The sequence below is a fragment of the Mitsuaria sp. BK037 genome, from assembly GCF_014193045.1.
Classification (GTDB): Bacteria; Pseudomonadota; Gammaproteobacteria; order Burkholderiales; family Burkholderiaceae_C; genus Roseateles.
Window position 1 is genome coordinate 72,831 of record NZ_JACHYS010000004.1, and the last position, 15,144, is coordinate 87,974.

Genomic DNA, 15,144 nt, shown 5'->3' on the forward strand with positions numbered 1-15,144 from the left:
TTACGTCAACGTCATTAGCCAGTGTAGCCATGAGCCCCTCTCCCCGCCCGACCCCGGCCGATGACCTGCCCGAGGACGCGCTGCCCGAAGCCGGCGACGACGCGGGACCGCTGTTCACCATCACCGAGCTGGCGACCGAGTTCGACATCACCCCGCGCGCGATCCGCTTCTACGAGGACATGGGCCTGCTGACGCCCGCCCGCGCCGGGCGCAATCGCGTGTACACGCAGCGCGACCGCACGCGGCTGAAGTTGACCCTGCGCGGCAAGCGCCTGGGGCTGTCGCTGCAGGAGATCAAGCAGCTGGTGGACATGTACGACAACCAGTCGGACACCGTGCCGCAGCTGCGCGCCTTCCTCGGCGTGCTGGACCAGCACCGCAAGCAGCTGCAGCAGCAGCTCAGCGACATCGAGGTCACCCTCGCCGAGATCGCCCAGCACGAGGAGCGCTGCCACGCGCTGCTGGCCGAGGCCGGCCAGCCGGTCGACAGCTGAGCCGCCACCCGCTGACCGCGGCGCGCGGACGAAACCCGGCCCTGCGCGTCGCGCCGCCCCACACGGCGCCGCCCTACACTCCGCCGCCATGAACGGCCTGCATCTCACCGCCGACCTGGCCCGCTGCGCGCGCGCGGCGCTGCTGACGGACGCCCCCGGCCTGGCCCGCCAGGCTCGCGAGGCGGTGGCGTCGGCCGGACTGACCGTGGTGGGCGAACACTGGCATCGCTTCCCGGCCGCGGCCGACGGCTCGCCGGGCGGCATCACCGGCATGCTGCTGCTGGCCGAGTCGCATGTGGCGCTGCACAGCTGGCCCGAACTGGCCGCGGTGACGCTGGATGTCTACGTCTGCAACTACGGCGGCGACAACTCGGCCAAGGCGCGCGCGCTGATGGCGGCGCTGGTGGCGCTGTTCGAGCCGGCCGAGGCCGACCTGCAGTCGCTCGAACGGGGGCGTCCGGCCCCCCGGACCGAGCGATGACGCGACCGTGGCGTTTTCCCCGCTCGCCCCGGCGGGGGATCGGCGGGGACCGCCGGCTTCACTAGACTCTCGCCCGGGCCAGGACGGCCTGGGAGAAGAGGGATTGATCGAGAACAAGATCGAGGTGGAGCTGTTGCCCAAGGCACCTCCAGCCGCACCGCCGGCGCCGCTGCCGCCGGCGCCGCGCGCGCCGGTCCTCAAGCCGGCGGTCGCCGCGCCGTCGGAGCAGGCCGGGCCGATGGCCACCGGCCTGCTCGCGAAGCTACATGAGCAGCGACTGGAGTTCACCGGCACCGGCAGCGAGTATTTCCGCATCTGGGTCGTCAATGCCTTGCTGACGCTGGCGACGCTGGGCGTCTACTCCGCCTGGGCCAAGCGCCGCAAGGCGAGCTGGTTCGCGCGGCACACGCTGCTGGCTGGCGACGGCTTCGATTTCCACGGCGATCCGCGCCGCATCCTGATCGGCCGCGTGCTGGCGCTGGCGCTGCTGGTCTGCTACGGCCATGCGTTCGAGTGGTCCAAGGGCGCCGGCTTCGCGATGCTGGCGGTGCTCTACGCGTTTGGCCCGATGCTGTTCGCGGGCGCCCAGCGCTTCAAGCTCGGCAACACCAGCTGGCGCGGCGTGCGCTTCGGCTTCCAGGCCAGCGCCGCCACCGTCTACGCCTCCTGCCTGCCGCTGCTGGTGGCGTGGACCGTCGTGTCCGTCGGCGCCGGCATGGGACTGGGGCCCATCGTCATCGGCATCGCCGGCCTGGCGGTGGGGCTGCTCTTTCCGCTGGCGCATGGCTGGCTCAAGCGCTTCCAGCATCGTCATGCCCGCTATGGCGCGCTCGAGTTCGACTTCGAGCTCCCGGTGCGCAAGTTCTACGGCCTGTACCTGACGCTGGTCGGCGTCGGCCTGCTGGGCGGCTTCGTCGCCGGTGTGATCGCCGCGGTGGCGATCGGCGCGCTGAAAGCCGTCTTCGGCGCGCAGGCGTCGCTGGTGGCGATGTTCGCGCCGCTGGCCACGATGGGCGTGCTGTGGGTGATCGGCTGGCCGATCTACATCGCGCGGCTGCAGAAGCTGATCTGGGACAACACCCGGCTGGCCGGCGGCATCGAGTTCGCGTACCAGCTGCCCGCCTTCTCCCTCTTCAAGACGGTGATGGGCCACGGCCTGCTCACGGTGCTGACGCTGGGCCTGTACTGGCCCTTCCTCGCGGTGCGCATCGCCAAGCTGCGCATCGAGGGCATGACCGTGCTGTCCGATGAGCCGCTGGACGCCCTGGTCGTGCGCGCCGCCAGACGGCGCGGCCCCGGCGCGGTCGGGGACGGCGTGGCCGATGCCTTCGGCCTGGACATCGGCTGGTGAGCGGGGAGACATCGCCATGAGATCGCAGAGCTACACCGCCACCGCCCGGTGGTTCGATGGCGTGGAGAACCGCCCGCAGGAAGTGCGCGTGCGCCTGAGCCGCCACCACCTCGAGTTCATGCCCTGGCCGCCACGTCCGCAGGCCTCGTCCTCGATGCCGCCGTCGGAGGCCGAGCTGGCCGCGTCGCGCCCGTCGCTGCCGGGGCTGCGTCGCTACACCCGCAAGGGCCTGTCGGTCGGCGAATGGTGGCGCGGCAGCCCGACGCCGGTCGGCCTGCCCGACGGCGGCACGCTCTGGATCCCCGCGGACAACGCGATGGGACGCGCCCTGGGCGGCCAGTCGCTGACGACGCAACTGATCTCGAGCTGGGTGATGTCCCTGTGCTGCCTGGTCGCGCTGATCGCGCTGGTCGCCTGGTTCGACCGCCAGGGCGCGGGCCTGCTGGCGCGCGCGGCGCTGCCGCTGGTGCCCAAGCAGCTCGACATCGCCGTCGGCGACAAGGTCGAGCAGGAGGTGACGGCGCGCTGGCTCAAGCCGTCGACGGTCGCGCCGGCGCGGCAGGCCGCGCTGCGCCAGCGCTTCGAGGAGATCGCCGGGCGGACCTTCCCGGGCCAGACCCTCAAGCTGCGTTTCGCGCGGCTGGGCAACAGCGGCGGCTTCAATGCCTTCGCGCTGCCCAACGGCACGCTGTTCCTGCTCGACGGGATGACGCAGGACCTGAGCGACGACGAAGTGATGGCCGTGCTCGGTCACGAGGCCGGGCATGTGAAGCATCGCCATGCGATGCGCCACCTGGTGCAGGGCGTTGGCCTGGTGGCCGTGGCCGGCGTGGTCATGGGCGATTTCTCCACCGTCGCGGCCAGTTCGATGGCCTCGGTGCAGACGCTGCGCTACGGGCGCAACGCCGAGCGCGAAGCCGATGCCGAGGCGCAGCGCCTGATCCTGCGCGAGCACCTGCCCAACGAGACGCTGGTCGGCGTGTGGCTCAAGCTGCGCGACGCGATGCGGCGCGAGGGCCACACGAGCGAGGGCGTCGAGTGGCTGTCGTCGCACCCGCCGATCAGCGAGCGGCTGGAGAGCGCCCGTCGCGCCGCGCAGAACGCCGACCCGGTGCGCTGACCCGGGGCGCTGACCGGGGGCCGGCGGCCCGGGACGACCGGTCCCGGCCGCCGGCGGCTCACTTCGCGCTGCCGCCGCTGGCGGCCTCCTGCTGGCCCTTGGCGACGGCGGTCGCGGCGGCCGGCGCCCCCGGCTTGAACTGGCCCATCACGTCGCGCTTGCCGCGCTCGAGGTAGGGCACCGGCTGGTCCATCCAGGCGGGCCGCGGACTGCCCAGCAGGTAATGGTCGAAGAACTCGGCCATGTGCACGGTGAAGTGCTTCATGTTGTCGCGGTCGCGCAGGCCGTGTTTCTCGCCGTTGTAGTTGAACCAGTAGGCCTCCTTGCCCAGGCGGCGCAGCGCGGTGAAGAACTCGATGCCCTGGTACCAGGGCACCGCGTCGTCCTCGTCGTTGTGGATGGTCAGGTAGGGCGTGGTGACCTTGTCGACGCGGAAGATCGGTGAGTTCTCCAGGTACAGGTCGGGCCGCTCCCAGGGCGTGGCGCCGATGCGGCTCTGGCCGTGCTCGTACTGGAAGGCGCGGCTGATGCCCGCGCCCCAGCGGATGCCGCCGTAGCCGCTGATCATGTTGGCCATCGAGGCGCCGGCCTCCGCCGCGCGGAACTCGTGGGTGCGGGTGATCAGGTAGTTGATCTGGTAGGCGCCCCAGCTGTGGCCCTGGATGCCCACCCGCTTCGGATCGACATAGCCCTTGGCGATCTGCTGGCGGACCGCCGGCAGCACCGTGTTCATCGCGCTGCGGCCCGGGTGGCCGGTGGTGTAGACGATGTCCGGGCGCAGCACCAGGTAGCCGTTGGAAACGTAGCGCGTGACGTTGATGTTCTGGCCCGGCGCCGGCGGCACGTAGCGATGGCGGTTGTCGCTCATCTTCTCGTAGATGTAGACCATCATCGGGTACTGCCGCTTCGGGTCGAAGTCGGCCGGCTTGGCCAGCAGCGCGCGCAGCTTCCTGCCGTCGGCCGCGGTGTACTCGATCAGCTCCTGCGTGCCCCAGGCATACCGCGACTGCTGCGGATTGGCCTCGCTGATGCGCTGCGGCCGCTCGAAGCTCAGCGTCGAGGTCCACAGGTCGGGGAACTCGGTGAAGGTCTGCTGCGTGAAGACGAGGCGGTCCGCGTCCTTGGCCTTGATCAGGCCGCCGATCATCTTGTCGTCCTGCAGCAGCGCGGTCGGGACGCCGCCGCTGGCATCGACGCGGAAGTAGCCGCTGGCGCGCGTCAGGTCCTGCGTGCCGGCCAGCATCAGCGCATCGGCGGGCAGGGCGCGCTGGTCGGCGTCCTCGGGGTCCAGCGGCACCACGCGCAGCTGGATCTGCCGCTTGCGGCCCCAGCCCTGCGTCAGGTTGCGCGACAGGCCGGTCGCCGGCTGCACGGCCCAGAGGTCGAACTTGTCGTAGAGCACGACGCTGTCGTCCCCGGCGGTCCAGCCCGCGCTGCCGTAGGCGGTTGGCAGGTCGGGCACGTCGCGCTCGTCGTTGTCGAAGCGGGCCTTGATCTTCCCGGTCAGGTCGATCGCCTGCGCGGTGTCGGTGCGCCAGGCCATCCAGCGCGCGGCCGGCGCGTCGAAGCCCAGCAGGTAGCGGCCGGTCGGGGACAGCGTCGGCGCATGGCGCAGCTTGCGCGCGAGCGGCGTGGCCGCGCCGGTGTCCAGGTCGACCGCGTAGGCGTCCATGTACACGCCTTCCCAGGACATCAGCGGGCGATACGGCAGCTCGCTCAGGCCCAGCGCCACGCGGGTGTTCTCGTTGACCTGGATCGTCGGCAGGTCCACGGTGCCGAGCTGCACGAAGCGCGCGGCGTCCACGTCCTGGCCGAGGTGCACGACGGCGCGATAGCTGCGCGTGCGTTCGCGCTCCGCCTTGGCCTTCTGCGCCGACTGCAGCTCCGGATCCTTCCAGTGCCAGAGGTCGACCTTCATCGGCTCGGGCGCGTCCTTGGGCTCGGGCCCGGGCAGTTCCGCGGTGCCGAGGAACAGCCGCTGCCCGTCCTTGCTGAAGGCCAGCGGCGCGTGCTCGCTCGGCGTCCAGCCGGCGGGCATGCCGGCGGTCGCGGCACTGACCAGCACCGTGGCGCGGTCCTGGCCGGCCTGCCACAGGAAGAGCTTGAACGGCGTCGGATCGGGCTTGTCGGCCTTCGTGTCCTTCGCGTCCTTCGCGCTTTCCTTGGCGCCGTCCTTCCGGTCCTCGGCTTCCCGGGCCTTCTCGGTGGTGCGGGTTTCGGCCACGTGGTCGCGGTTGCTGACGAAAGCCAGGCGGCGGCCGGCCTCGTCGAAGCGCAGCTGCTTGTAGCTGCCCGCGCCGGACATCACCGCGCGTGCCCGTGTCGGCGCGCTCGGGTCGATCAAGTAGACGCCTTCGCGGGCGCTGTCGTCGGCTGCGGGTTTCGCCGCGGCGACTGGCGTGGCGGGGGGCACGGCGCCGAGCGCGTCCGAAGCCGGCGGCGCGGCGGGCGCCGGCGGATTCGCCGAAGCCGGGACGGACGGCTCCGCCGGCCGGGTCTCCGGTGCGGTGGCCGGCGTCGCCTTCGCGGCGCCGGAGGCCCCAGCGGGGGCTTTCGCCTCCTTCACCGAGACCACGTAGGCGAGCAGGGTGCCGCCGTTGTTCCAGGCGAAATCGGCGGCGTCCTTGAAGGTGTTGCGCTGGCCGGTCTGGGCGTCGATCAACAGCAGATCATTGCCGGGCAGCTTCTTCGCGGATGGCGCGCCGCCTTCGGCCGGCGCTTCCTGGTCGAGGGTGGCGTCCGCCCTCGCGCGGCTCGTGCCGGCGTCGAGCGCCGCGTCGACCAGGACCTCGCCCGCGGTCCCTGCCTCGCTGTCGGCCCTGGCGGCCGGCGCCTTGGGATCCTTCGCGCCGTCCTTCTTCGCGGGTGCTTCCAGCAGCATCGCCAGGTGCACGCCGCCGTCCTTGCCCCAACCGAAGCGCTTCACGCGCTCGACCGTCTCGACCTTGCCGGTCGCCAGGTCCATCCAGGCCGCGCCGGGCTTGGGCGCGTCGTCGCCCTTCTTCTTGTCCTTCTTGGCTTTGTCGATCTCCACGCGCGTCGGCTGCACGGCGAAGGCGACGAAGCGGCCGTCGGCGCTGAACTGCGGCGCGGTGCCACGCGGCGCGCGGTACTCGCGGCCATCGGCGACGCGGCGTACGACCAGCTCGCCATCGGCCTCCTGCGCCACCAGCGCGTAGGCGATCCACTGCCCATCGCGGCTCAGCTGCGTGTGCTGGATGCTGCGCCAGGTGGCGTAGACGTCGTGCGTGATCGGCGGCAAGGCCGAGCTGGGCTGAACAGCGCTTGCGGCCGCGGCGGCGACCGGCGTGGTCGCCTGCGGCGGCGTGGCCGCGTTCAGCGGGGCGAAGGGCAGCAGCGCCAGCGAGAGCGCGGCCAGCGAAGGCGGAAGAAGCCGGGTGGGCATGGTCGAGGACGAGGACATGGGGTCGAGAGGGCAAATGGGGCGGAAGGGGCGAGGGGCGGCATCCGCGTGAGCGCGGGGTGGGCGCTCGATCAGGCGGCGGCGGTCAAGGTCTTCACGAGCCAGGCCTGCAGGGCCTGGATCTCATCCATGCTGACCTCGTGCGCCATCGGGAACTCGTGCCAATCGACCGCATGGCCGAGGCGGCGCAGTTCGGCCAGCGAGGCCTTCGCCCGCGCCGGCAGCACCACGCCGTCGCCGGTGCCGTGCGCCAGGAAGATTGGCGTGGCCGCGTTGGCGGGACTGCGCTGCGCCTCGGTCGTGTCCAGCAGCGGCAGGTAGCCCGACAGGCCGACCAGGCCGGCCAGCCGCCGGGGATAGCGCAGGCCCGTCATCAGCGTCATCGCGCAGCCCTGCGAGAAGCCCATCAGCACCACCCGCTCCGGCGGGATGCCGAACTCGCGCTCCTCGCGGGCGATCAGCTCCTCGATCAGCGCCTGCGACGCGCGCAGGCCGTCGGCATCCTCGCGCTGGCTGAGGTCGCCATGGCGGATGTCGTACCAGGCGCGCATGCGCATGCCGCCGTTGATCGTCACCGGGATCTCCGGCGCGCTCGGCAGCACGACCCGCAAGCCGCCCTGCGCCAGCACCGGCGACAGGTCCAGCGCCTGGACGACGGGCACGAAGTCGTTGCCGTCCGCGCCCAGTCCGTGCAACACCAGCAGGCTGAAACGGGGCGCCTCGCGCGTCTGCAATTCAATGGTTTCGAGCGTCATGGGCGGGAATGCTAGTCCGCGATGCCGTGCCGGCACTGGGTGGAAACGCCCTGTCGCGCGACATCCGCTCCGCATCGCGCCCACCTGCATCCGGTCGCACGCGGGTCGCGGCGGCGCGGGTCGCTGCGTAGCCTGCATTCCATCGCATCCCTCGATGCGCGACTTTCAGGAAAAGGAGCCCCCATGTCCGACAGCGAAGAACTCAATCGCCTGGCCGATCTCCACCAGCGCGGCGTGCTCAGCGACGAGGAGTTCGCCAGGGCCAAGGACCGGGTGCTGAATGCCGGCACCCGCCCGTCCGCATCGACCACCTACGCCTATGCGGCCCCCCAGAGCGGCGCGCCGGCCGTCAACGCGATCAATGCCTTCCGGCGCAGCCGCGACGACCGCTGGATCGGCGGCGTGTGCGGCGGCCTCGCCCGGCTCAGCGGCCTGGCCGCATGGTTCTGGCGCATCGTCTTCGTCGCGCTGACGATGTGTGCCGGCGGCGGGATGCTGCTGTACTTCCTGCTGTGGATCTTCGTGCCGATCGAGGACTGACGCTTCGGCCGCTCAGCGGCGGCCCTTGAGCAGGTACGCGGAGGCGAGCCAGCGGCGCTCGACCTCCGCGTCGGCCATCCGGGCCTCCAGATGTCGCCAGGGGCAGTCCAGCCCGTCCATGCGCAGGATCGAGTGCATCGCCGCGCCGAGCACGAAGCAGTTGCTCATCGGCATCCACGGCGGCGCCCAGGCCAGCCCGGCCGCAACGATGCGCGCACCCGGCTTCAGCACGGCCAGCGCGCGGTCGACGGCTTCGATGCTCTGCAGCACGTCGTGCGTGAAGAAGAACAGGGCCGCGTCGGCGCGGCGGGCGCCAAGCGCGGACGCATACGGTGCCTCCTCGGCCGTGGTCGGGAGGTAGTCGACCGGGGTTTCGAGGTGATCGGTGAGCGCGCGCTGGCGGGCCTGCCGCATCATCGTCTCGCAGGGTTCCACGGCGACGATCCGCCCCGTCGGTCCGACCGCCTGGCTGAGCCCGTGCAGGCTCAGGCCCGTGCCGGCGCCGATGTCGAGCACCGTCTGCCCCGGCGCCAGATCCAGCGCCGCGATCGCCTCGCGCCGCAGCGGGGCCACCGGCATCAGCTCGTAGTCGTAGATCGGCGCGCGGCGCGCGTAGAGCGCGTTCAAGGCCTGCAGCGCCGGCCGGGTGTCGGGCGTGTTCATGAACTCCCTTTTTTTCGCGGGCCAGCTTCGCGTGGCGCCTCGCGCGGTGTCAAGCAAGAAAAACGGTGCGTCACGGAACCGTCATCCGCCGCCGAAAGAATCGCGGCCCATGTGCGTCGAACTCACCACAGGTACGCGGCTTGCCCGGCGTGCCGCCCGCGTCCTTCCGCCTCTTTGTGCGGCCCTGCTCGTCATGGCTACGATGCCGACGGCCCGAGCCGAACCCGCCGTCCGGGACACCCCCGCGCCGGTGGCCACGGCGACCGAGGTGGCCGATCTCAAGTTCTCCCAGTTCTTCAAGTCGCCGATCGGCCCCGCGGGCCTGGAACTGTCGGACGCGCTGCGCGCCGCCGACGGCCGTCCGGTGCGCCTGGTCGGCTACATGGTCGCGCAGGAACAGGCCCGGCCGGGCCGCTTCTGGCTGACGCCGCGGCCGGTGCGCATGAGCGAGCACGCCGACGGCGAGGCCGATGACCTGCCCGCCGCGATGGTGACCGTGCTGCTTGATCCGTCGCAGCAGGGTCGCCTCGTCGCCCATCGCGACGGGCTGGTGTCGCTGACCGGCACGCTGTCGGTGGGTCGCGTCGAGGACGAGACCGGCCGCGTGTCCTGGATCCGCCTGCGCCTGCCGCCCGGAGCGTTGGAGGCCGAGGCCGCCTCGGCCACGCGGCCCGATGGCGCGGGCCATCGCCACTGAGCGCGCCCGCGCACGCCCGGCGTCCCCGCAGCTCCTCCGCCCCTCTACCGATTCCTTCGATTCGAGCCCCGATGATGAAACACCTGCCTTCCTTGCTCGCCGGCGCTTGCGCGCTCCTGGCGCTGAGCGCCGCCCACGCGGCTCCCACCGTGACGCGCCTCACGCCGCCCAGCGAGTTGTTCTCCAGCGGCCGTCCCGAGCCGGTCATCGCGCGTTTCCTGCCCGGCCAACGTTTCGACCTGCAGGCCACGATCAAGCCCGATGCGGGGCAGCGCATCACCGCCGCGCGCTTCCTGATCGACGGCAAGCCGGTCGATGCGACCGTCGCGCTGCGCGACTGCGCGGCCGGCTGCGTCAAGGGCGTGGCGGCGGAGACCGCGATCGCGACGGTGCGCGCGGTCAGCCTGCAGAAGGCCGGCCGTCACACCTTCAGCGTCGAGGCGACCCAGGCCGACGGCCAGACGGTCAGCGCCACCGGCAACCTCGACGTGGTGCCCTTCACCACGGCCATGGGGCCCAAGGTCAAGAACCTCATCATCCTGGTGGGAGACGGCATGGGCGCGGCGCAGCGCACGGCCGCGCGCATCGTCAAGGGCGGCTACGCCCAGGGCAAGGTGATCCAGCCGCTGGCGATGGACACCTTCCCGGCGACCGGGATGGTCAAGACGGCCTCGCTGAACTCGGTGGTGACCGACTCGGCGCCCGGCATGACGGCCTACGTCTCCGGCAACAAGAACAACAACAATGAAGAGGGCGTCTTCCCGGACGACACGGTCGATGCCTTCGACAACCCGCGCATCGAATACCTGTCCGAATATCTGCACCGCACGCAGGGCAAGGCGCTGGGCGTCGTCACCACCGCCGACGTCTTCGACGCGACACCGGCCGGCAACGCGGTGCACACCAGCAATCGCGGCGCCGGCACCGGCATCGTCGACCAGTTTTTCGACGACCGCGCGCGCACCGGCCTGACGGTGTTGCTGGGCGGCGGTCGCAAGTGGTTCCTGCCCGCCGGAACGGCTGGCTCCGAGCGCGCCGAGGCGAGCGACTACGCCTTCTCCGCGAGCGACCCGCACACCGCCGAGATCGTGAAGCGCTGGGGCGCGGCGCCGGGCGCGAAGGACAAGGGCCGCGACCTTATCCGTGAGTTCCAGGACGCGGGCTACCGCTATGCGCCGACGCGGACGGCGCTGGACGCCGCCGTCGCCGGCGCGGGCGCCGACAAACTGCTGGGCCTGTTTGCCTTCTCCAACATGAATGTGGCGCTGGACAAGATCGACGGACGCCGCGGCGCGAAGAAGGGCCTGGCCGGTGGCACCGTTGTGGACGACTACGGCTTCCCCGACCAGCCGATGCTCGACGAGATGGCCCAGGCCGCGCTCGCGACGCTGCGCAAGCAGCCCCAGGGCTTCGTGCTGATGATCGAGGGCGCCTCGATCGACAAGCAGGCGCACAACATGGACAGCGAGCGCTGGATGCTCGACACCATCGAGTTCGATCGCGCGGTGCAGGTAGCGCAGGACTTCGCGCGGGAGCAGGGCGACACGCTGGTGATCGTCACCGCCGACCACGAGTGCTCGGGCGCGGCGCTGATCGGGGGCTCGATGCTGACCGACCAGGCGCTGCTGGACGCGGCGACGAAGAAGGGCGCGGCCAACCTGCGCGACAAGGTGGTCGGCGTCTACGAGAAGGCGGGCTTCCCGCGTTATCGCATCGCCGCCGACGGCTATCCGGAAGCGACCGACATCGACTATCGCCTGCTGGTGGGATATGGCGCGAACGCGGACCGCTACGAGGACTGGCGCACCAACCAGACGCCGCTGCGTGATTCGCAGCAGCCGCTGGCCAAGTCGGAGCCGCTGAAGTGGTACCCGGCCAATGCGGCCGAGCGCGACGACGCGCAGGGCGAATTCCTGGTCACCGGCCAGGTGCCCGGCGAGCAGGCGGTGCACACGGCGACGGACATCCCGCTGTCGGCCTTCGGCCCCGGCGCGCTGGCCTTCACCGGCGTCATCGACAACACCGATGTGTTCTTCAAGCTGGCGCAGGCGGCGGTCAAGGGCACGACGGCGCCCGCCGACGCCTCGGGCGCGAAGCGGCCGGCGAAGTCGCCGCGACGGTGAGCGCCGCGACGGCGCGGTAGCGACTGCGGGCGACCCGTCGACCCATCGACACGGCAACCCGCAACCCGCAACCCGCAACCCGCGATTCTCGGCTGGCGGCTGGCGGCTGGCGGCTGGCGGCTGGCGGCTGGCGGCTGGCGACTGGCGACTGGCGACTGGCGACGCTAAGCCAATATCGCCGACAGCCGCGCGACGGCCTCCTCGATCACGTCCGGCGGCGCTCGCTCGATGCGACGGGCCTGTCGCGCTTCCAGGTCCATCATCCGGATCTTGTTGATCAGCACCGCACCCTGGGTCTTGCAGCCCGTGCCCGTCAGCATCACCGCGAAGCCGGCATGGCGGGCGAAGTCGCCGCCTTGCGTGATGGGTGCCACCAGCACGTCGCCGAGCCGGTTGAAGGCCTGCGGCGTCAGCACCAGCGCCGGGCGCGCCCCCCGCTGCTCTCGGCCGAGCGTGGGATCGAAGGGCACGGCGACGATGTCGCCGCGATCGAAGGCCTTCCTCACCACGCCTCACCTCCCTCGGGCTTGAGCGCATCCCAGGCGGCCATGTCGGCCGGGGGCGGGGCCGAGAGGTCGCAGGCGGCGATCATTTCGTCGAGCGTGTACTTGCGCTTGGGCGTCAGGACGAGCCGGCGGTCCGCCGTCGTCTCCAGCGTCAACGCGTGGCCGGCGGCCAGGCCCAGGTCCCGCAGCACGGGGGGCGGGAGAATCAACGCGGTACTGTTCCCCATTTTCTTCAACACCACTTCCATGACCGTTCCTTCCCGCGGCAGACAGGTCCGCATTCTAGGCAGGCTGGCGGTCTCAAGTAAAACAAAGTTGTACGATCGTTGCCTGGTCGGAAAGACCGCCGTAAGCGGTCGACTGACGGGCCTTGCGGCGGCATGCATCGAACGAGCAACCATCGTCCACGAGTCGGCCTCGATCGGAAATCGCCAAGAAGGGCGCCGCCCATCGGAGGAATCGGCGGGCCGTTTGGGGGGCGATGGTGGGGGTTGAAAGCCAGGCGTCAGGCTCGGACCGAGGGCTCGGCCCGATCCCCCTGGGGGACCATCGCCTCCGCTGCCCGCACCAGGCACATCGCCGACGCGCCGGCGGCAAGGCCGGCGCGCCACTGCCGGTCCTCCAGGACGCCACCGATGCCGACCACCGGCACGCCAGCCATCCGCGACCACCAGCGCAGTTGCGCCAGCCCCTGCGGGAGCCAGGGCATGTCCTTGGTCGTCGTCGGCCAGAGCGGACCGCAGGCGATGTAGTCGGGCGCGAGGCCGCGGGCCCGGCACAACTCCCACAGGCTGTGGCTCGACAAACCCAGCCGCACGCCGTGCCGCGCGCGGCGCTGCCACAACGCCTCGCGGTCCTCGCCCGCCAGGCCGGCCCAGTCCTCCTGACCCAGGTGCAGCGCCCGCGCGCCCTCGTCGAGCGCCAGCCGCCAGTGGTCGTTGATCCACAGCGTGCTGGAGCGGCCGGCCATGTCCCGCACCGCCTCGCGGATCGCCGCGCGCAGCCGGTCCTCATCGACACCGGCACCGCGCTTGATGCGCAGCTGCACATGCTCGAAGCGACCGCTGAGCGCCATCGCGGCGACACGCTCCGGGCGGTCGGTGATCGCGTAGAGACCGCCGGCAAAGGTCGGCGGCCGGCGCGAGGCCGGCCACAGGACTTCGCGCCAGCGCGTCAACGTCGCCCGGTCGGGCGCGGTGTCGTCGCCGAAGCCCATCACCGGCATCGCGCGCGGGTCGTCGACGAAGCGGCGGTCCGGTCGCAGCGGTCCCGGGCCCGCGCCGGCCGCATGGCCGTCGCGCAGCGCCGACCAGGTCAGCATCTTCGCGAGGATCACCGCGTCTGGCACCGCGAAGCCGCGCGCCAGCGCCGCCGCCGCCGCGGCCGCGAAGGTGCAGCCGCTGCCGTGGTGATGCGCCGACGCGCCATCGCGACCGGACAGCCGCGGCAGCGCGATCCAGCCCGTCGCCAGCGGGCTGTCGAGCCAGTCCAGCGACAGCCCATCGGCCAGCGCCGCGTCGTCGCCGCCGGTGACCACCACGGCCTGCGCGCCCAGGCCGCGCAGCATCGCGGCGAGTTCCGGCACCGGCAGTTGCCCGTGCGCGACGCCAAGCAGCCGTTCCGCCTCGCGCCGGTTCGGCGTCAGCAGGGCCGCGGCCGGTACGAGCTGATGGCGATAGGCGCCCAGCAGCGCCTCGTCGCAGAAGGCAGCGCCGCCCGCACTCGCGCCCAGTACCGGATCAACCACCAGCAGCGCGTCGCCGCTTTGCGCCAGCAAGGCATCGACGGTCGCCGCGCTCGCGAGCAGCCCGGTCTTGATCACGCGCGGCGGCAGGTCCTGCCGCAGCGCGCTCAGCTGCGCGCGCACCTGGTTCGGCGGCAGCGGGAAGACCGCGTTCACGCCGAGCGAGTGCTGCGCCGTCACCGCGGCCACCACCGGACACAGATGCACACCCATCGCCGCGGCGGCGCGCGTGTCGGCGCTCAGACCCGCGCCGCCGCCGCTGTCGGTGCCGGCGACGCTCCAGATCACCGGGGGCGACGGGTCTTCGGTCCACGGCGTCAGCGCTGCGAGGTCGGGATCGACCGCCTCGGCCCACGGCGAAGGCAGGCTCGGATGCGGCACCAGAGGCGAAGGCAGTGCGCTGCCTGACGGCGATGCCCGGCGGTTCTCGCGTTCGCTCATGCGTCCCCCAGCAGGAAGGCGTGGCCGCTGACCGGCGTGCTCGCGACGGCGAACGACTGCGCCGCCATCAGGCCGGCGCGCCAGGCTCGCCGTCCCGCGCCCACCGCGTCGCGGAACGCGCCCGCCATCGCGACGGGGTCGCCGGCCTGCGCCACCGCGCTGTTCAGCAGCACCGCGTCGAAGCCCAGTTCCATTGCCCGCGCCGCCTGCGACGGCGCGCCCAGTCCGGCGTCGATGACCAGCACCGTGTCGGGCAGGCGCTCGCGCAGCGTGCACAGGCCGTGCAGGTTCAGCAGTCCCTGGCCGGAGCCGATCGGCGCGCCCCAGGGCATCAGCAGCGGGCAACCGGCGTCGAGCAGCCGGCGGCCCAGGATCAGGTCCTCGGTGCAGTACGGGAAGACGATGAAGCCCTCGCGCGTCAGCTCGGTCGCGGCGGCGACGAGCTCGAAGGGATCGGGCTGCAGCGTGTGCTCGTCGCCAATCACCTCCAGCTTGATCCACGCCGTGCCGTAGAGCTCGCGCGCCATGTGGGCGAGCTGCACCGCCTCGCGCGCGCTGCGGCAGCCCGCCGTGTTGGGCAGCAGCCGCGCGCCCTGTTCGCGCCCGGCGGCCAGCGCCTGCGCGAGCGCGCCGTTGTCGCCCGCCTGCAGCGTGCGCTTCAGGCCGACCGTCAGCACCTGCGACGAGGACGCGCGGATCGCGTCGCACAGCACCGCCGGGCTCGGATAGCCGGCCGTGCCCAGGAAGAAGCGGCTGTCGAGCGCGACACCGTCGATCAGCAGCGGATCGGATCCGTTCGTCATGT

General features: G+C 71.8%; 14 protein-coding genes. 7 read left to right on the top strand and 7 right to left on the bottom strand.

Going from position 1 to position 15,144, the window contains the following annotated elements; translation table 11 throughout:
* The first annotated feature begins 29 nt into the window (after positions 1–29).
* From FHT37_RS21335 to FHT37_RS21350, 4 genes are all read left to right on the top strand, one after another.
* Positions 30–494, top strand: coding sequence for a MerR family DNA-binding transcriptional regulator (locus FHT37_RS21335; protein WP_091719921.1), 465 nt, complete (start codon positions 30–32; stop codon positions 492–494).
* An 88-nt stretch (positions 495–582) separates the two neighbouring features.
* Positions 583–975, top strand: a complete 393-nt coding sequence (locus FHT37_RS21340) for an S-adenosylmethionine decarboxylase family protein (RefSeq protein ID WP_091719924.1) — start codon at positions 583–585, stop codon at positions 973–975.
* A gap of 103 nt (positions 976–1,078) precedes the next feature.
* The gene (locus FHT37_RS21345) at positions 1,079–2,326 is read left to right on the top strand and encodes a YjgN family protein (protein ID WP_183484360.1); all 1,248 of its coding nucleotides are present in this window, start codon (positions 1,079–1,081) and stop codon (positions 2,324–2,326) included.
* A gap of 16 nt (positions 2,327–2,342) precedes the next feature.
* A complete protein-coding gene (locus tag FHT37_RS21350; protein WP_183484363.1) occupies positions 2,343–3,446 on the top strand; it encodes a M48 family metallopeptidase in 1,104 nt (367 codons plus the stop codon).
* Between the two features lie 58 nt (positions 3,447–3,504).
* Here FHT37_RS21350 and FHT37_RS21355 read toward each other — a convergent pair whose 3' ends face one another.
* Both FHT37_RS21355 and FHT37_RS21360 read right to left on the bottom strand, forming a co-directional pair.
* On the bottom strand, positions 3,505–6,870 hold the full coding sequence (locus FHT37_RS21355; RefSeq protein ID WP_183484366.1) for a prolyl oligopeptidase family serine peptidase: 3,366 nt from the start codon (positions 6,868–6,870) through the stop codon (positions 3,505–3,507).
* Between the two features lie 71 nt (positions 6,871–6,941).
* Positions 6,942–7,625: an alpha/beta hydrolase gene (locus FHT37_RS21360; protein WP_183484369.1), complete on the bottom strand. Its 684-nt coding sequence runs from the start codon at positions 7,623–7,625 to the stop codon at positions 6,942–6,944.
* A 183-nt stretch (positions 7,626–7,808) separates the two neighbouring features.
* Here FHT37_RS21360 and FHT37_RS21365 point away from each other — a divergent pair, with 183 nt between their 5' ends.
* Positions 7,809–8,165 carry a PspC domain-containing protein gene (locus FHT37_RS21365; RefSeq protein ID WP_091719944.1) on the top strand — a complete coding sequence of 119 codons (357 nt, stop codon included), beginning with the start codon at positions 7,809–7,811 and terminating at the stop codon, positions 8,163–8,165.
* 12 nt (positions 8,166–8,177) lie between these two features.
* Here FHT37_RS21365 and FHT37_RS21370 read toward each other — a convergent pair whose 3' ends face one another.
* Positions 8,178–8,828 (bottom strand): methyltransferase domain-containing protein, encoded by a 651-nt coding sequence (locus tag FHT37_RS21370; protein ID WP_183484372.1) that lies wholly within the window; start codon positions 8,826–8,828, stop codon positions 8,178–8,180.
* Positions 8,829–9,030: 202 nt separating this feature from the next.
* Here FHT37_RS21370 and FHT37_RS21375 point away from each other — a divergent pair, with 202 nt between their 5' ends.
* Positions 9,031–9,525 carry a hypothetical protein gene (locus FHT37_RS21375; RefSeq protein ID WP_183484374.1) on the top strand — a complete coding sequence of 165 codons (495 nt, stop codon included), beginning with the start codon at positions 9,031–9,033 and terminating at the stop codon, positions 9,523–9,525.
* 74 nt (positions 9,526–9,599) lie between these two features.
* Positions 9,600–11,648 carry an alkaline phosphatase gene (locus FHT37_RS21380; protein WP_221211195.1) on the top strand — a complete coding sequence of 683 codons (2,049 nt, stop codon included), beginning with the start codon at positions 9,600–9,602 and terminating at the stop codon, positions 11,646–11,648.
* A 164-nt stretch (positions 11,649–11,812) separates the two neighbouring features.
* Here the strand turns inward: FHT37_RS21380 and FHT37_RS21385 are convergent, their stop codons facing one another.
* The 4 genes from FHT37_RS21385 to FHT37_RS21400 all read right to left on the bottom strand — a co-directional run bounded on the left by FHT37_RS21385 (position 11,813) and on the right by FHT37_RS21400 (position 15,142).
* A complete protein-coding gene (locus FHT37_RS21385) occupies positions 11,813–12,157 on the bottom strand; it encodes a type II toxin-antitoxin system ChpB family toxin (RefSeq protein ID WP_183484381.1) in 345 nt (114 codons plus the stop codon).
* Positions 12,151–12,402: an AbrB/MazE/SpoVT family DNA-binding domain-containing protein gene (locus FHT37_RS21390; RefSeq protein ID WP_091719965.1), complete on the bottom strand. Its 252-nt coding sequence runs from the start codon at positions 12,400–12,402 to the stop codon at positions 12,151–12,153. Before FHT37_RS21390 ends, FHT37_RS21385 begins: the two co-directional genes overlap by 7 nt.
* A gap of 257 nt (positions 12,403–12,659) precedes the next feature.
* A complete protein-coding gene (locus FHT37_RS21395) occupies positions 12,660–14,279 on the bottom strand; it encodes a bifunctional hydroxymethylpyrimidine kinase/phosphomethylpyrimidine kinase (RefSeq protein WP_183484384.1) in 1,620 nt (539 codons plus the stop codon).
* Between the two features lie 56 nt (positions 14,280–14,335).
* A complete protein-coding gene (locus tag FHT37_RS21400) occupies positions 14,336–15,142 on the bottom strand; it encodes a thiazole synthase (protein ID WP_183484387.1) in 807 nt (268 codons plus the stop codon).
* Positions 15,143–15,144 lie beyond the last annotated feature (2 nt).

What these genes read in the sequence shown, in the direction of transcription:
- FHT37_RS21335 (WP_091719921.1), top strand. Translation starts at nt 30, where the DNA reads ATGAGCCCCTCTCCCCGCCCGACCCCGGCCGATGACCTGCCCGAGGAC.
- FHT37_RS21340 (WP_091719924.1), top strand. Translation starts at nt 583, where the DNA reads ATGAACGGCCTGCATCTCACCGCCGACCTGGCCCGCTGCGCGCGCGCG.
- FHT37_RS21350 (WP_183484363.1), top strand. Translation starts at nt 2,343, where the DNA reads ATGAGATCGCAGAGCTACACCGCCACCGCCCGGTGGTTCGATGGCGTG.
- FHT37_RS21355 (WP_183484366.1), bottom strand. Translation starts at nt 6,870, where the DNA reads ATGTCCTCGTCCTCGACCATGCCCACCCGGCTTCTTCCGCCTTCGCTG.
- FHT37_RS21360 (WP_183484369.1), bottom strand. Translation starts at nt 7,625, where the DNA reads ATGACGCTCGAAACCATTGAATTGCAGACGCGCGAGGCGCCCCGTTTC.
- FHT37_RS21365 (WP_091719944.1), top strand. Translation starts at nt 7,809, where the DNA reads ATGTCCGACAGCGAAGAACTCAATCGCCTGGCCGATCTCCACCAGCGC.
- FHT37_RS21370 (WP_183484372.1), bottom strand. Translation starts at nt 8,828, where the DNA reads ATGAACACGCCCGACACCCGGCCGGCGCTGCAGGCCTTGAACGCGCTC.
- FHT37_RS21375 (WP_183484374.1), top strand. Translation starts at nt 9,031, where the DNA reads ATGCCGACGGCCCGAGCCGAACCCGCCGTCCGGGACACCCCCGCGCCG.
- FHT37_RS21380 (WP_221211195.1), top strand. Translation starts at nt 9,600, where the DNA reads ATGAAACACCTGCCTTCCTTGCTCGCCGGCGCTTGCGCGCTCCTGGCG.
- FHT37_RS21390 (WP_091719965.1), bottom strand. Translation starts at nt 12,402, where the DNA reads ATGGAAGTGGTGTTGAAGAAAATGGGGAACAGTACCGCGTTGATTCTC.
- FHT37_RS21400 (WP_183484387.1), bottom strand. Translation starts at nt 15,142, where the DNA reads ATGACGAACGGATCCGATCCGCTGCTGATCGACGGTGTCGCGCTCGAC.